This is a genomic window from Streptomyces sp. T39 (assembly GCF_008042045.1).
Taxonomy (GTDB): domain Bacteria; phylum Actinomycetota; class Actinomycetes; order Streptomycetales; family Streptomycetaceae; genus Streptomyces.
Genome location: NZ_RDBP01000029.1, coordinates 1 through 13,292 on the forward strand (window position 1 = coordinate 1; position 13,292 = coordinate 13,292).

General features: G+C 70.4%; 13 protein-coding genes and 3 pseudogenes. 7 read left to right on the forward strand and 9 right to left on the reverse strand.

Annotated elements, in window-relative coordinates; all coding sequences use genetic code 11:
* Nucleotides 1-98: 98 nt before the first annotated feature.
* From EAO77_RS20645 to EAO77_RS20655, 3 genes are all read right to left on the reverse strand, one after another.
* On the reverse strand, nucleotides 99-692 hold the full coding sequence (locus EAO77_RS20645) for a hypothetical protein (protein ID WP_147989780.1): 594 nt from the start codon (nucleotides 690-692) through the stop codon (nucleotides 99-101).
* 113 nt (nucleotides 693-805) lie between these two features.
* Nucleotides 806-1,498 (reverse strand): hypothetical protein, encoded by a 693-nt coding sequence (locus EAO77_RS20650; protein WP_315986103.1) that lies wholly within the window; start codon nucleotides 1,496-1,498, stop codon nucleotides 806-808.
* Nucleotides 1,499-2,034: 536 nt separating this feature from the next.
* Nucleotides 2,035-2,400 carry a DoxX family protein gene (locus EAO77_RS20655; RefSeq protein WP_147989782.1) on the reverse strand — a complete coding sequence of 122 codons (366 nt, stop codon included), beginning with the start codon at nucleotides 2,398-2,400 and terminating at the stop codon, nucleotides 2,035-2,037.
* Between the two features lie 60 nt (nucleotides 2,401-2,460).
* Here EAO77_RS20655 and EAO77_RS20660 point away from each other — a divergent pair, with 60 nt between their 5' ends.
* A complete protein-coding gene (locus EAO77_RS20660) occupies nucleotides 2,461-3,342 on the forward strand; it encodes a LysR family transcriptional regulator (RefSeq protein ID WP_147989783.1) in 882 nt (293 codons plus the stop codon).
* A 378-nt stretch (nucleotides 3,343-3,720) separates the two neighbouring features.
* On the opposite strand, the gene EAO77_RS20665 is transcribed toward EAO77_RS20660, so the two are convergent.
* The gene (locus tag EAO77_RS20665; RefSeq protein WP_147989784.1) at nucleotides 3,721-4,047 is read right to left on the reverse strand and encodes an STAS domain-containing protein; all 327 of its coding nucleotides are present in this window, start codon (nucleotides 4,045-4,047) and stop codon (nucleotides 3,721-3,723) included.
* Nucleotides 4,048-4,792: 745 nt separating this feature from the next.
* On the opposite strand from EAO77_RS20665, the gene EAO77_RS20670 reads away from it, so the two are divergent.
* On the forward strand, nucleotides 4,793-5,164 hold the full coding sequence (locus EAO77_RS20670; protein WP_261994078.1) for an ATP-binding protein: 372 nt from the start codon (nucleotides 4,793-4,795) through the stop codon (nucleotides 5,162-5,164).
* A gap of 250 nt (nucleotides 5,165-5,414) precedes the next feature.
* Here EAO77_RS20670 and EAO77_RS20675 read toward each other — a convergent pair.
* Nucleotides 5,415-5,774: pseudogene (locus EAO77_RS20675) on the reverse strand (PfkB family carbohydrate kinase); the annotation flags it as partial.
* Between the two features lie 168 nt (nucleotides 5,775-5,942).
* Here EAO77_RS20675 and EAO77_RS20680 point away from each other — a divergent pair.
* Both EAO77_RS20680 and EAO77_RS39485 read left to right on the forward strand, forming a co-directional pair.
* Complete coding sequence (locus tag EAO77_RS20680; RefSeq protein ID WP_147989786.1) at nucleotides 5,943-6,263, forward strand: DUF6355 family natural product biosynthesis protein; 321 nt, start codon at nucleotides 5,943-5,945, stop codon at nucleotides 6,261-6,263.
* Between the two features lie 1,113 nt (nucleotides 6,264-7,376).
* The gene (locus tag EAO77_RS39485) at nucleotides 7,377-7,682 is read left to right on the forward strand and encodes a DUF6191 domain-containing protein (RefSeq protein WP_222723683.1); all 306 of its coding nucleotides are present in this window, start codon (nucleotides 7,377-7,379) and stop codon (nucleotides 7,680-7,682) included.
* Between the two features lie 220 nt (nucleotides 7,683-7,902).
* On the opposite strand, the gene EAO77_RS20690 is transcribed toward EAO77_RS39485, so the two are convergent.
* Together EAO77_RS20690 and EAO77_RS20695 are read right to left on the reverse strand one after the other, a co-directional pair.
* On the reverse strand, nucleotides 7,903-8,358 hold the full coding sequence (locus EAO77_RS20690; protein ID WP_147989788.1) for a MarR family winged helix-turn-helix transcriptional regulator: 456 nt from the start codon (nucleotides 8,356-8,358) through the stop codon (nucleotides 7,903-7,905).
* Nucleotides 8,359-8,487: 129 nt separating this feature from the next.
* Nucleotides 8,488-9,093: a maleylpyruvate isomerase family mycothiol-dependent enzyme gene (locus tag EAO77_RS20695; RefSeq protein ID WP_147989886.1), complete on the reverse strand. Its 606-nt coding sequence runs from the start codon at nucleotides 9,091-9,093 to the stop codon at nucleotides 8,488-8,490.
* Nucleotides 9,094-9,164: 71 nt separating this feature from the next.
* Here EAO77_RS20695 and EAO77_RS20700 point away from each other — a divergent pair, with 71 nt between their 5' ends.
* Entirely contained in the window at nucleotides 9,165-10,085 is a 921-nt protein-coding gene (locus EAO77_RS20700) for a LysR family transcriptional regulator (RefSeq protein ID WP_147989789.1), read from the forward strand.
* Nucleotides 10,086-10,233: 148 nt separating this feature from the next.
* The gene (locus EAO77_RS20705) at nucleotides 10,234-11,271 is read left to right on the forward strand and encodes a COX15/CtaA family protein (protein ID WP_147989790.1); all 1,038 of its coding nucleotides are present in this window, start codon (nucleotides 10,234-10,236) and stop codon (nucleotides 11,269-11,271) included.
* Here the strand turns inward: EAO77_RS20705 and EAO77_RS40185 are convergent.
* Nucleotides 11,231-12,122 (reverse strand): annotated as a pseudogene (locus EAO77_RS40185) (IS5 family transposase); the annotation flags it as partial. The gene EAO77_RS20705 and the pseudogene EAO77_RS40185 overlap by 41 nt on opposite strands.
* A 206-nt stretch (nucleotides 12,123-12,328) precedes the next feature.
* On the reverse strand, nucleotides 12,329-12,697 hold the full coding sequence (locus EAO77_RS20720; RefSeq protein ID WP_147989791.1) for a low affinity iron permease family protein: 369 nt from the start codon (nucleotides 12,695-12,697) through the stop codon (nucleotides 12,329-12,331).
* Nucleotides 12,698-12,829: 132 nt separating this feature from the next.
* On the opposite strand from EAO77_RS20720, the pseudogene EAO77_RS20725 reads away from it, so the two are divergent.
* Nucleotides 12,830-13,287, forward strand: a pseudogene (locus EAO77_RS20725) (IS5 family transposase); the annotation flags it as partial.
* Nucleotides 13,288-13,292 lie beyond the last annotated feature (5 nt).

A 13,292-nucleotide genomic window follows, 5' to 3' on the forward strand; every position in this document is an offset into this window, starting at 1 on the left:
CCGCCATGCCCTGCGGAACACCCCTCTGCCGGGCCCGCACCCCTCGGGCAGCAGGCCCGGCTCCTGACGAGCCCCGGCCCCGGGGCGCCTGCCGCCGTTCAGTCGCCGTCGGATCCGGCCGTGTCCGCATCGCCGCCGGCGGTGCCGTCGTCGTCGTCCTCCCAGCCGTGCCCGCCCGCCGCACGGCGCCGCGCCCGCACGCGGTCGGAGACGACGCCCCCGGCGATCAGGCCCGCGATGCAGGCCAGCACGAGGGCCGTCCCCATGAACAGCACGGCGCCCCACTGCGCGTCCGCGTCCGCGCCGAAGAGGAGGAGCAGCACCACGCCGGGGATGAAGGCGAGGAAAAGGACGCCGAAGAGCGTGGTCGTCGTCAGGCCCTCGTGGATGCCGGCGTAGTCCCTGACGTCCTGCGGTGTCGCCCTGCGTCCCGGTGACACGACGGGGAACAGGGCGACCGCCTGGCAGAACAGGCACGCGAGTTGGACGAGCAGGTAGTCGGCGAACACGAGCGGATCCGACCAGTGCCGCACCACCCCGGCGACGGCGCAGACGACGGTTCCCGCGTTGCCGACGGCCACCCAGATCGAGCGGGACAGCACGACGTCGACCAAGGGCTCGCCCACGTCCTCCCAGAAGGACCGCCAGGTCAGCTCCCTGAGTCTGCTGCTGTTCCTGATGCCGTCGAACATGCGCCCCCCGCGTCCTCGTCACCGCCCCTGCCGGACAGCATCCCCGCACGGGGCACGCGGTATTCGCGCAGGGCGGCCCAGCCGATCATGGTCAGTCCCTCGACCCGGGTGGGCTACGTCATCAACTCGATGTGCGGATGCTCGGGCTCCGCCGGGCAGACGAACAGGTGCTGCCGGTAGCCGCTGCCTATCTGGACACCGGTCGCGTTGTAGCCGCGGTGGCCGGGGTACGGTCCGGCGCCTGGGTGGGGGTGCGGAGACCAGCTGTTCCCGGCGTCGTCCCCTTCCTCGAACGTGGCGACCGTCATCAGGACCTCCATGCCGGTGCCGCACTCGGAGCAGGTGTGCGAGCTGGGGTCGGTGGAGTTCCAAGCGGGCCAGCCGCCGACCTTCCAGCCGGGTGCGTTGGACAGCACACAGTCGTAGTACGTGTCCGGGTCCATGTCTTCCTCTGCTGCCTGCGGCACACTCCATTGCCTGAGCTGCTCCCGCAGTTCTTCGCTCAGCTCCAGATGGTCGGGGTACTCGGTGATCCGCTCCGGTTCGAGCACGCACGGATCCGGCAGATAGCCGTCGAACTGCACCGCGGGCGGCTCGGGGGGCGCGTCGAGGACGTCGGTGACGGCGGCTGCCGAACGCCAGAAGAGCAGGGTCCTGGGCATGATCGGATGATCGAAGGGGCACCACAGAACCTGCAGCAGGTCCTTGCCCTCCGGCGGGCTCAGATCGGGCACGTCCTGTACGTACAGCTGCGCGACGGGCAGCATCGCCATGGGGCCGTCGTACGCCTGGACCGCGAGCCTCACCGGATACGTCCGAGGGGGTCGGATCCGCTCGAGTGTCTCCCTTTCCTCCGGAGTCAGGTCCCGGCCCTGCGAGGCGGCGAGGATCCGTCGTTCCAGCCGCAGATCCGCTGGGGACCGGGCTGGGTTGATGCCATCCACCACATGCGGTTCCTCGCAGTGTGGCCACGGCTCCTCGGCGGGCCACAGCAGCGGCCCGCCGATCGAGCTGTCGTGCCAGGTCGGCGTCCCAGGGCGGGGGTGCAGGCGGGTCGCCGTGCGGGCCAGCGGAGCCAGTTCGGGAAAGACCGCGGCAACGTCGATCGGCCGTGGCGGCGTGGAAGGAGTGACATGCATGGCCGCAATCTTGCCAATCGCCTCTGACAACGGCCCTTGTGACCGACCCACGAAGAGTTCCGGCACGGGCGGCACCCGGGAGAGCGCTACCGCCGATCCGTTGCCATTCGCAGTCCGCCTTCCATGGCTGCGGGTCACTCAAGGCTCCCCGCAGCGCTTCACAGGAGTGACAGTTGCTCGCCGGATACCGAGAGGTGTCGCCATCAGGAGGACACGGCCAAGCCCAGCGAGGCGACCGCAGTGGCGAAGTAGAAGCCGGGAAACGCGATGTTGTGGAGCACGCGGGCGCGCAGATGGAAGGTGATCGCGCCCAGGTAGAGCAGAGCGAGACCGCAGGCCGCGGCCACGCCGACAGGGCGTAGCGCAAGGTCGTGGAGGCCGAGGAGGAGGCCTGCCGCACCAGCGAGCTTGAGGGCCGCCAGCCGGGGGAGCCAGGAGCGAGGGACACCCACCTGTGCAGAGTTGGCCAGCACGAAGCGCGCCCGGGCGAGGTCCGCGGCGGCGATACCGACGTTGACGGCGGCAGTGAGCAGGGTGACGACGAGGAAGGCGAGCCGGGCAGCAGTCATGCCTTCAGCTTTCGCAGGCACCGTGCAACTGTCCAATGCCTGCTTCTATAACCTGGTGGCATGGACGTGGACACGCGCCTGCTTCGGTACTTCGCCGCAGTGGCGGAGGAGGGCAGCCTGACCGGGGCAGCGAAGAGGCTGTTCGTCTCGCAGCCCGCGCTGACCAAGCAGATCCGGCGCCTGGAGGATGATGTGGGGGTACGGCTCTTCGCGCGTTCGCGGTCCGGGATGGCACTGACCGAGGCCGGTCGAGAACTCGCCGCGCGTGTGCCCGCGCTGCTGGACGGCTGGGACGAGGCGGTGCAGGCGACCGGCAGGGCGGCGCGGGTGCTGCGTCTGGGCTTTCTGGACGCGGGCGCGGTGGGCGCCGTCCCCGAGGTCATCGCCGAGTTCCGCCGCACGCGGCCGGGATGGCAGGTGGAGATGCGACAGGTCGACTGGTCGGACCCGAGCGCTGGCCTGGCCACAGGGGAGATGGATGCCGCAGTGGTGCGTTTGCCGTTCCCGGGGCAGGAAGGCTTCGCGGTGCGGGAGTTGTTCACCGAGGAGCGTGGAGTACTGCTGCCGGCTCGGCATCCGCTGGCGAACAACGAGACGGTGGAGTTCTGCGAGTTGTGGGGCGAGCCGTTCGTCGCGGCCGGAGCGGAGACCGGAGCTTGGAGGGAACACTGGCTGGCCGCGGATGAGCGGGACGGGCACCCCGTCCGGGTCGGTGCCGTCACCAGCCGTCCCGACGAGTGGCTCGGAGCGGTGGCCGGCGGCTGCGTGGCGCTGGCCCCGGTGTCGGTGGCCCGCTTCTACTCCCACCCGGATGTGGTGTTCCGTCCGGTCCGCGGGGTCTCACCGAGCCAGGTGGCACTGGCCCGGTCTCGGCGGCGGACGCAGGAGGCGGTGCTGGATGAACTGCTCCAGGCCATCACACGGCGGCTGAGCCGGGAATGAGGACTGCGACGGCAGCTCACCGGCGTGCTGCCCGGCCGGGTCGGCACCGCGTGCCGCCGTGAGCTGTCGCAGGCGGGTGGTGGAGCACCGAGGGGGCCGAGCGCCTCATGGTCGTCCAGTCCGGGATCAGATGCCGGGAGAACGTCCGTCGAGCCCTCCGCCCCCGCGGCGCACGCGACCTGTGCGCGCTCCGCGGGATGACGGACCAGCAGCACGTCCACCCCCTTTGATGCAGATGGCCGAGGAATCAAGGCGGCAGGGCTGGTGGCCTCGCACGGCATGACCCTGGTCGTTCCGCCCTGCAACGTGCCTGTCTTCCCCCGCCTCGCCCCGACTGCGCCTCTGGGCCGCGTGCCTCCCACGGAGCTGCCCGTGGTCCTACGCGGCGTGCGCTGCGCCGGGTCCGTCCAGGTAGCGGTGGAAGTCCGCGTCGGGGAAGACCTCGCACGCGACGGCAAGGAATCTGCGGGGCTGCGGGCGCAGGTTGGCGAGGCCGGTCTCACGGGGGGAATCGTCCCCGCTGCGGAGGAGGTGGAGGCATGCGACGTCGACGAAGGATGTGTCGCGCAGATCCCATGTCACTGCGGTCACCGTGGACGGAAGCTGGTCCAGGCTGTGGCGCAGCTGGTCGAGGTGCTGGAAGTCGATGTCGCCGTGCGGCGTCAAAGTCGCGCTGGTGCCGTGGATCTCGGCAGTGATGTCCATGGCGGGCACCCTCCTTCCCGAGGGTTGATGAGCCCACGGACGAGGCGGCCCTGTGCTGCGGCCGACGACCATGGCAGGTCCCGGGATGCCCGGATCGGGGGCAGTACCCGGAAACCCAAAGGAGCCGGGCCTTGGCGGCACCGGCTCAGTCTCGTGTTCGTCCAGACTGGCACACCCAGTGCCATGAACGCCAGGAATGGGCAATCCTTGACCGGCCGTGAGGTACCGGAGCTCGCGCACGCACACCATGAGAAGGCACATGCGCCGTGAGCCCAGACATGCTGGATTCGAGGGCGGTCCGTTGGACGGGGGGCAATGGCGGTCGGCGCGGACGGGGAGGGTCTGCCGCCCTTCCGGGAGGAACGGCGCGGAGCCGTAGGCCGGGTGCCGTTCTGTATCGCACCGTCCGACGACCGGTGGCACTATTGCTGTCGCCCTGAACCGGCAGCGGGGCCGGGCCGCGGGCGAGAGTACGAGCGTCGACGAGTGCCGGCCGTAGGCCAGGGCGGGGCAGCGTGTGAGCGAGCGCACCACGAGACGTCAGGTTCTCTCGTCCCGCTGAGCGGCCGCGCACGGACGAGGATGCGTCTGTGGAGGTACGTTGCGGGTGTACGGGGGAGAAGAGTGGGGGGCCATGGACGATACAGAACCTGCGCCGGCCGGCGGCAGCGATGTCGGCACGAGCGAGCCGGTCTTCAGCGCCGCTCTGGACGGTGACGGCTCCTGCATCTCTACCGCGCGCCGTATGGCCGCGGACTTTCTCACCCGGGTCCAGGCCGTACACGGACTGCCGGTGTCGGAGCGTGCGATGGACCTCACCCAGCTGGTCGTCAGCGAGCTGGTCACCAACGCGTGCAAGTACGCCCCGGGCCCGATGCGGTTGGAACTGCGGATCCTCGGCGACCTGGTCGAAGTCGTCGTCTGGGACAGCGACCCCATCCTGCCCATGGCCCGCGCAGCGGACCCCACGCGCGTCGGCCAGCACGGCCTGGAGATCGTGATGACCGTCGCCCAGTCCTTCGAAGCGCAACGCCGGCCCGTCGGCAAGAGCATCACCGCCCGCATCGCCCTCCCCGACGACCCGGGCGGAGCCGTCGCCGGACGCCGCCCCCTGTAGGCGCGGCCCGCGAAACAGCCACGCAGCTGCCCCGTCGGAGGGACGGAAACGGTGTACGTGGTCGGGTCCTGAGGACGGGGTACGGCCGGGCGCCGGCCGTGTTCCCCCGGCCCGGCCCGCGGTGSCACCGCGGGCCGGGCCGGGGTCCAGGGCCGGGCCGATCGGCCTCGGCGTTGCCCGCGGTCGTCGCCAGGCCGAGAGCAGCCGGCCCCGGACGGCATACGTGCGGTCCTGTTCGACCGCAGGGGTCTCATCCTGCTGGACGTGGGAGGCCGTCTGCGTCGCCCTGTTCCATCTGACCGGCCCAGGGCGGGTCGGCGCCGGGGACGGAGCAGGTCAGAGCGGCGACGCGGGCTGCGAATGCGCAGGCGTCGTGGATGTCGTCGGGGGTCAGCGTGTCGAGCCGGCTCCCGAGGTGCCCGCGTGCGGCAAGGCGGTGGAGGAGGCCTGCGGTGAAGGAGTCTCCGGCGCCGACGGTGTCGACCACGGTGACGGGCGGGGCCGTGACGGTCACGCGTGTGCCGTCGAGGGACGCGAGGGCACCGTTCTTGCCCCGGGTGATGATGACGAGGCGGGCGCCGGCGGCGTGCCAGGTGTCGCATGCTTCGTCGAGTCCGGTGGAAGCTGTGACGGCGGCTGGTGAGGAACGGTCATGGTCCCGTCACACTCGCCGCGCGGTGCGGTCATGGATTGCTGGGAGTCTCCTGTGTGGCCCCGCGACAGGTCCGGGGAGATGGAGAGGCACAGCATGTCTTCGCAGAAGAAGAGGAATCCTTCCATGCAGAAAACCGCAAGCACGCTCCGCCTTGCCGCGGCCGCGTTCGGCGCCGTACTCCTGGCGGGCACGGCGCTCTCCGGAAGTTCCCACGCCGCGCCCGAGGGGAAAGCCGCCGCAGAGATGGGGGTCAAGGCCTGCGGCTACTACGAGACGCAGACAGACGCGTACTACGGACACTGCGGCAGCACGTGGGTCAAGATCCAGGTCGACATCGACTGGTGGCCGACCGACATCAAGAGGTGCGTCCCGCCGGGCGAGACCCATCTCGGGACGACCGACGGGATCGACAACGCATGGGCCATCGAGGGCACCTGCGGCTGAGTGCACGGCGGTCACGCTTCCGCTGCCCCGGGAGTGCGACAGGTCCTGGTACGCGAGCGACGCCCCGCTCCGGCCCCGGAAACGGGCGGGACAGCCGCTGTTGCTCACCGCGCTGCCGCACCAGGGCCTGGCGCCGCCGTTCGCGTCCGGCAGGCGTCACGCGGGTCCCCTGCCCGTGACGGGTACGCGTGCGTGCTCGCCCTCGCCCTTCGTCCTTCGGCAACGCCTGTTGCCGGCCGGCCCGCCCGGCGGTCGGCACCGGGCATGGTCCGTCGTGTCCCGGCCTGTCCCGGCCTCGCTGGTCCCCGCGGCACGGCGGCACGGCGGGGGCCTGGCGGTCTCCGCCGTGCCGCGAGGGGGCCCCGCCCGGTTTCGACGCTCCACGGCCTCGTTTTCTCGCTCCAACGGACGCGCGTGATCGTCGCTACGGCGTGCCGGGTCGTCCCGGCCAGCGCCTCGACAAGGAAGCCGACCGGGGTGCTGGTGCAGGTCCGGCCGTCGTGGCCCGGCACCGGCCGGCTGGAGGTAGGGGACGGCCGCGGCCGCAAGCGGGCCGGTGAGGGGCTGCGAGAGAGCGACCTGGCCGTCCGGGCGGCGTACGGCGCGTGCCCGCGGCCGTGACCGCGCGCCGGTGCAGCCGACGACGACCAGGTCCTCGACTGACGACAAGGTATCGACTGTTGAATGGCGCATTGTCTGCCAGTCGCGGGAGCCGCCCCGGTAGGGCCCGCCCGCTCGCTGACACGATCCCCTCAACACACTGCCCTTGGCGGGCGTCGTACCAGACCATCGCCGTCTCGTAGTCGTCGGTGGCCGGCCGCACCTGGATCGGTGGCCCGACTCCGCCGATCCAGGTGCGGCCGGGCCGCTCCGAGCACGGGCGTCCCCGGACGTCGCCCGGCTCGGGGTGGGCGAGGACGTCCCCGACAACGTACGACGCCGACAGATGCTCGGCGAGCGTCCGGGCCCCGGGAACGGGTGGAGCTTTTCAGACTGCGAGGTGTCTCATGAGACACCGGCGCCTGCGCTGCCCCTCTTGCCGCCAAGTGATTGGCTTGGCTCGGCCTGGCGGTCGTGCCCCGCTGGTCAGCAGACTGTCAGCACGAATCATCGGTGCCCGGAAGGCGAGAACCTTTGCTGCTTGCGACTGGCAGTGTCGTCATTTGCCTATGGCTGTTCCTCTTCACGTGGGTCGGCTGGCGGCGGCGCAGGCATGGCGGTGGCGGGGCATCCACTGCCGAGGCGTGGAGCGAGCTCTTCCATCCGTCACAGCGCCACGTGCACCAGGAGCGGGAACGCCGACTTGTTCTCCGGGACGACGCCGAATCCGGTGCACCCCCCAGCTCTGTGGACCTCGACTCCGGCACGGCGGTCATCCGCCCCGTGCAGGGCGCCGCGAGCAGGTACGACGCGCCGTAACGTTTTCCTGTGCGCCCGTGCTCGACTGCCGGGAGTTCGTCTTCGGCTCGTACCACCAGCGCGCTGCGATGTCGGGCGACGCCGCCAGCCGGGCAGCGAAGAGCCAGGCTTGCAGACACATGCACCACGAGACGGCAGGTGTGCCGCCGCCGCTGTCCGAAGCGGCACTGAACCGGGGCGGGCCCGACCCGGGGTTGCGGCAGGCGGGGCGGGCCGAGCATCACCCCTGGGACACGTCTCCACCCGCGTTGTGCAGCATGCGTTGCAGTACCTTCAGAGTGATCAGGTATTCCTGGTCCGGGATACCGGTGTGCACCTGTGTCCGGCTGGCGCGCTGCGTCTCGCCTGCACGCCGGTGCAGCGCCCTGCCTTCCTCGGTGATCTGGAGCCGGCCGGTCCCGTCCAGTACGAGCAGCTTCCGCTCCTCCAGAAGGTCGATGTCGGGAGCAAGGCCGGCGCCGACGTCCAGGTGGGCCTGGTGGGCACTGATGACCTCGTGCCGCGTGGCGCCGGCTTTGCTGAACAGCACGTGGTGCAGCACCCACCACTGAGGTTGGGTGATTCCGATGGCCGCGAGCCGCCCCCTGACATACGCCGTGAGAGTCTTGTTCGCGGCCCACGTCCAGTACCCGATCGGCTGGTTCACCAGCTCCTCGTCGTTGTGCGAGTACTCCATCACGCCACCTCTTCTCCGTGAGTCGGCTCACCGCGCCCTCCGAGCGGCCGTGCCACGCGGACGTCCTTGACGCCATAGCGGCTCACCTCGGTCATCGCTGCGGTCCGCATGGGGGGGACCGCAACGGCGTCAGTCGTCTGCGGCCACCGCTGGGAGCGTGCGCCCGTAGGCAAGCAGCAGGAGCTCTTGAGCGGGGCGCGCCACCCGGGTGCCCCCGCCGTACGTCCATTCCAGGTCGGTGGCCCGCAGTTCGACATCGTCGAGGTGCGCCCGGAAGAAGCGGAGCGTGCTCGGTCTGACGGTGTCCAGCACGATCCGCAGACGCTGCGGGGGGACCTGCCGTCCAAGCCGTAGCGCGACGGTGATGTCCAATCCGTGAACGACGTCGTGCCCGAGCGCCGTTGCCAGGCCGCCCACCGGCGGCTTCCAGGGGTGATGGGCGTTGTCCCGCATTGCTGTGGCGAGTTCATGGGGCATCAGGACGGAGGCGTCACGGCGCGCGACCCGGTCCGTCATCCGGTGCAGGTTGCCGCCCGACCGGGCAAGCTCCAGGGCAGTGCTGCCGAACGAATAACGGAATCCCATGCTCATGTGTGCGGCGACGTCCCGAACCCGCCACCCCTTGCACAAGGTCGGCGCGTCCCACTGCTGCTCGGTCAGTGTGTCCAGCACATCCGCCAGTTCACTCCGCTCGGCCGCGATCTCGGCACGGACGTCCACCGCTGCGCTCTCCATGATCACCAGCGTCTCCGGCGCTGGGCCAGAAGTCCAAGAGACAGCAATTCTCGCAACTAGCATCTCTGCTTATGGAACTCCGCCAGCTGCAGTACTTCCTCACGGTCGTCGAAGAGGGCAACTTCACCCGCGCTGCGGCGCGCCTGCATGTAGCGCAACCAGGGGTGAGTGCCCAGATCCGGCAGATGGAGAAGGAGCTGGGGCAGCCCCTGCTGGACCGGTCCGGTCGAAGGGTGACCACCACCGAGGCGGGCGGGGCTGTCCTCCCCTACGCGAGGGCAGCACTGGCGGCCATCGAGGGGATGCGGCAGACGGTGGACGAGTTCACCGGTCTGGTCCGAGGCCATGTCACCATCGGCGTCGTCTCAGGGGCGGCCACCGACGAGTACGACCTGGCCGCCCTGCTCGCCGATTTCCACGACGACCACCCGCAGGTCGAGATCTCCCTCACCGAGGACACCTCCGCAGGCATGATCACCGCCCTGCGTCGCGGTGAACTCGATCTCGCCATCGCCGGCGTCACCGATGAGGCTCCGCCGACGGGCATCAGCCTCCAGGTCGTGATCGACACTCCACTGGTCGCCGCCATGACGCCGAACGATCCGCTGTCCCTCCCCGGCCGCACAGTGCTCCCACTGGCGGCGCTCGCCGACCGCCCACTCATCAGCCTTCCACGCGGCACCGGCATACGCAGCGCACTCGAACGCGCCTGCCGACAGGCCGGTTTCCAGCCACGCATCGCGTTCGAGGCTGCCGCACCGAGCCTGCTCACACGCTTCGCCGCCCGCGGCCTCGGAATTGCCATCCTCCCGGAGATTCCCCCCGACGCCGCAGCAGCTCTCGGCATCCGCACCCTCCCCCTGGCCTCTCCCCGTGTCCGCGGCCGGATCGCTCTCGCATGGCGGACGGACGGCCCCACCACTCCGGCAGCCAGGGCACTCCTCAGCCGCATGCGAGAAGCGCTCCCGCCGGCCAGGCCTTTTGGGGCCTAGGATCCGGCCAGGCCGCTTTGGAGCATGCCGCTTCACACATGGCCACGCAGCCGTTCATGCCCCGGTACGCCGCAACCGCCTCGGTCGTCGCTGCACTCCCGGCGAACCCCCTCCATGAGGAATGACGTCATGAAGTTAACGTGAGCCCATGCACACTCCTGCATCCCCGGCTCGCGCGCCGTTCGCGCGGTTAGCCGCACGCTGGAATCCGCCCCCGCGGACCGTCCGCCGCGCCACGACGACGGCTCTGGTGATGGCGGTGGTGATCGTGGTCACCGGCGGCGCCGTTCGTCTGACCGGTTCTGGACTGGGCTGCCCCACCTGGCCGAGCTGCACCGACACCAGCCTGACCACCACCGCGGCCATGGGCTGGCGCGGCGCCATCGAGTTCGGCAACCGCCTGCTCGCCTACGTCCTGGCCGCCGCCGTCGGCTGGATCATCCTTGCCGCGCGCTGTACCCAGCCGGCCCGGCCCGATGTGCTGCGTCTTGGCTGGGGACAGTTCGCCCTCGTCGTGGCCAACGCCCTGCTCGGCGGCATCACCGTCCTGACCGGCCTCAATCCCTACACGGTCGCCGGGCACTTCCTGCTCTCCACCGCCCTGATCACCCTGGCGTACCTCGCCCGCAGCCGTACCGCACCCGCGCCCGTCGCCGTGAGCGACCAACCCTCTTGCGCGCTTGCCCGCGCCCTGCTGACCGCCTGTGCGCTGCTGATCGCCGCCGGAACCGTGGTCACCGGCACAGGCCCGCATGCCGGCGATTCCGGCGACGTCGCCCGCATCCCCCTCGACTGGACGCTCGTCACCCGCGTCCACTCCGCCCTCGCCTGGACCGTCCTCATCCTCGCCGTACTCCTCCACACACGCCTGCGCCGCACCGGCGCACCACACGTCACCTTGCGCCGTACCCGCCTGCTGCTCGCCGTGCTGGTGGCGCAGGGGGCCGTCGGGTATCTGCAGAGCGCGCTGGGTCTGCCCGAGCTGCTGGTCGGTGTGCACATGCTCGGCTCCTGCCTGATGTGGATCGCCGCGCTGCACGCGGCGGCCTGGCTCACGACAGCAGTCGGCCCCGGGGTGCGGGAGAACGGTGGGGCAGCGGCATGCACATCGGCGAGCAGCCGCCTCCTTGATCAATCGACGGCTGGAGGTCTGGACAAAGGCGCTGAACGTGTCGGTGGGTCATGAGGCTGGCTGCGAGGCCGAGGAGGGCGTCGTGGACGTCGTCGCGTCGTTCCTACCGGATTCGTAGGCGACCACAGCCGTGCAGCCAGGCGATGGTTCGCCCGGCGACCCACCGGTGCACTCCGAGGCCCGACCCGTGCGGGACGCCGCGGCGGGCGATCACCGGTGTGATACCCAGGGCAGGACGAGCCGGCGGTACTTGTCGTGGTCGTGGTCCTAGCCGCGGTCGCCGAGCACTACGTCAGGCCTTCGCCGCGGCCGCCCGGCCAGACCGGCGACGGACGGGACCTTGTCGAGGAGCGGCAGCAACTGTGTGACGTCGTTGCGGTTTCCGCCGGTCAGCGACACCGCGAGCAGGATGCCCTGTCCGTCGACGAGGACGTGGTGCTTGCTGCCCGGACGTGCGCGGTCGACCGGGCTGGGGCCGCTTCTGGGCCCCGCCGAGCGGCCCGCCGTGTCTGGGGCCGATCACCCCCTGTTCCAGTCGAGCCGGTCCGCCGCCCGCAGCTGCGACAGCAGGACGACGTGGAGCCGGTCCCACACGCCCGCCTCGTTCCAGGCGGCGAGCCGCCGCCAGCAGGTCATGCCGGAGCCGAAGCCGAGCTCCTGACCCGACCTTGCTCTTCTCCGAACTGCAGGTGAGCGAAATCCCGTTTGGGTGAGGCAAGCCGGTCTGGGCAGGCTCTCGCCGACTCAACCGCGCGGCACGTACTCCCACGGGATCCGGTGTGCAGCACGAACAGGATCCCCCACAGAGCCTGCCGGTCGGGGACCCTCGGCCGCGCCGCGGCCGACTTCGGCCCCGGCTCCGGCAACAACGGCTCGATCAACGAGCACAGTTCGTCCGACAGGATCTACGGACGCGAGTTCCTCTTCCCTGCGAACAGAGCAACGAGCATCCGAGCCGACGGTCACACCATCAGCCGCTGCTGTGACAACCTCTCACGACCTCACGCTCATCACGCACGAGGTCGTAAGGCTGGGCTTTCGGGCGTCGCGGGCAGGGCGGCCGCCACGACAGCGCACGTTCTGTCGGGCGGGCCTGCCATCACGGTCTCTCTCAGGTCTGCTCCTCGATACCGATGGCCGTGCGCAGGGCGCGCTGGGCCGGGCCGGGGGCGCCGTGCTGGGTTTCGATCAGAGCGGCGGCGATGGCGTCGAGTTTGCGCTGCACGGCATGCTCGGCCCGGCGTTCGCTGTTCTTCAGCAGCGCCAGCAGGAGGAGAGTCACCGCGGTCATGGACTCGCCGGCGAGCAGCATCCAGGTGAGCGGCGCCTTTGCGATGTGCACGCCGATGACGGTGCCGACCAGGAGCATGCAGATCCCGAAGAACGCCGGGCTGCTGGTGAAGTTGGACGCGCGCTCGGCGAGCCGCTCGAAGGGCCCGCGTCTGCTGCCACCGCGGTCGGCCGGGTGCTCCAGGGTCATGTGTCGCCTCTTTCGGTGCGGCTGGGTGCCGGTGCGGTGCTCCTGCCCGTTGGGCGGCGGACCAGTCCGGACCGGCTCGGGGTGGGCGAAGGCCGGGCCCTTCAGACCGTGTCCTGCGTGGTGAGGCGAGCGTTGGGCAGTTCATGGGGCGGGAGTTGGATTGTTCCGGACGGGCTGTGGGACATCGCGAAGCCGTTGATCCCTTCGTCGAGGGTGCGGTCGCAGGGCGGTGGGACTCGGGACACGCCTGATGAGACGGTGTTCGCGGCTCTCGTCTATGTGTTGGTCAGCGGTTGTGCCTGGCGCGCGTTGCCGCCGTGCTTCGGGATATCGAAGTCGACGGCCCATCGTCGGTTCATGATCTGGTCGAGGGCCGGCGTGTGGGACCGACTTCACGAGGCGGTCCTCGACCGGATCGATGAGTGCGGCCTCCTCGACCTGTCCCGGACGGTGCTTGACTCCGCGCACGTGCGGGCCAAAAAAAAGGGGGCGAACTCACAGGTCCGAGCCCCATGGACCGGGGCAAAGCAGGTTCCAAGATGCACGCCCCGTCGGACGCGAACGGACTGCCCCTGGTCGTCGGCGTCTCCGGGCG

What these genes read in the sequence shown, in the direction of transcription:
- EAO77_RS20645 (WP_147989780.1), bottom strand. Translation starts at nt 692, where the DNA reads ATGTTCGACGGCATCAGGAACAGCAGCAGACTCAGGGAGCTGACCTGG.
- EAO77_RS20655 (WP_147989782.1), bottom strand. Translation starts at nt 2,400, where the DNA reads ATGACTGCTGCCCGGCTCGCCTTCCTCGTCGTCACCCTGCTCACTGCC.
- EAO77_RS20660 (WP_147989783.1), top strand. Translation starts at nt 2,461, where the DNA reads ATGGACGTGGACACGCGCCTGCTTCGGTACTTCGCCGCAGTGGCGGAG.
- EAO77_RS20665 (WP_147989784.1), bottom strand. Translation starts at nt 4,047, where the DNA reads ATGGACATCACTGCCGAGATCCACGGCACCAGCGCGACTTTGACGCCG.
- EAO77_RS20670 (WP_261994078.1), top strand. Translation starts at nt 4,793, where the DNA reads ATGGCCGCGGACTTTCTCACCCGGGTCCAGGCCGTACACGGACTGCCG.
- EAO77_RS20680 (WP_147989786.1), top strand. Translation starts at nt 5,943, where the DNA reads ATGCAGAAAACCGCAAGCACGCTCCGCCTTGCCGCGGCCGCGTTCGGC.
- EAO77_RS20690 (WP_147989788.1), bottom strand. Translation starts at nt 8,358, where the DNA reads ATGGAGTACTCGCACAACGACGAGGAGCTGGTGAACCAGCCGATCGGG.
- EAO77_RS20695 (WP_147989886.1), bottom strand. Translation starts at nt 9,093, where the DNA reads ATGGAGAGCGCAGCGGTGGACGTCCGTGCCGAGATCGCGGCCGAGCGG.
- EAO77_RS20700 (WP_147989789.1), top strand. Translation starts at nt 9,165, where the DNA reads ATGGAACTCCGCCAGCTGCAGTACTTCCTCACGGTCGTCGAAGAGGGC.
- EAO77_RS20705 (WP_147989790.1), top strand. Translation starts at nt 10,234, where the DNA reads ATGCACACTCCTGCATCCCCGGCTCGCGCGCCGTTCGCGCGGTTAGCC.
- EAO77_RS20720 (WP_147989791.1), bottom strand. Translation starts at nt 12,697, where the DNA reads ATGACCCTGGAGCACCCGGCCGACCGCGGTGGCAGCAGACGCGGGCCC.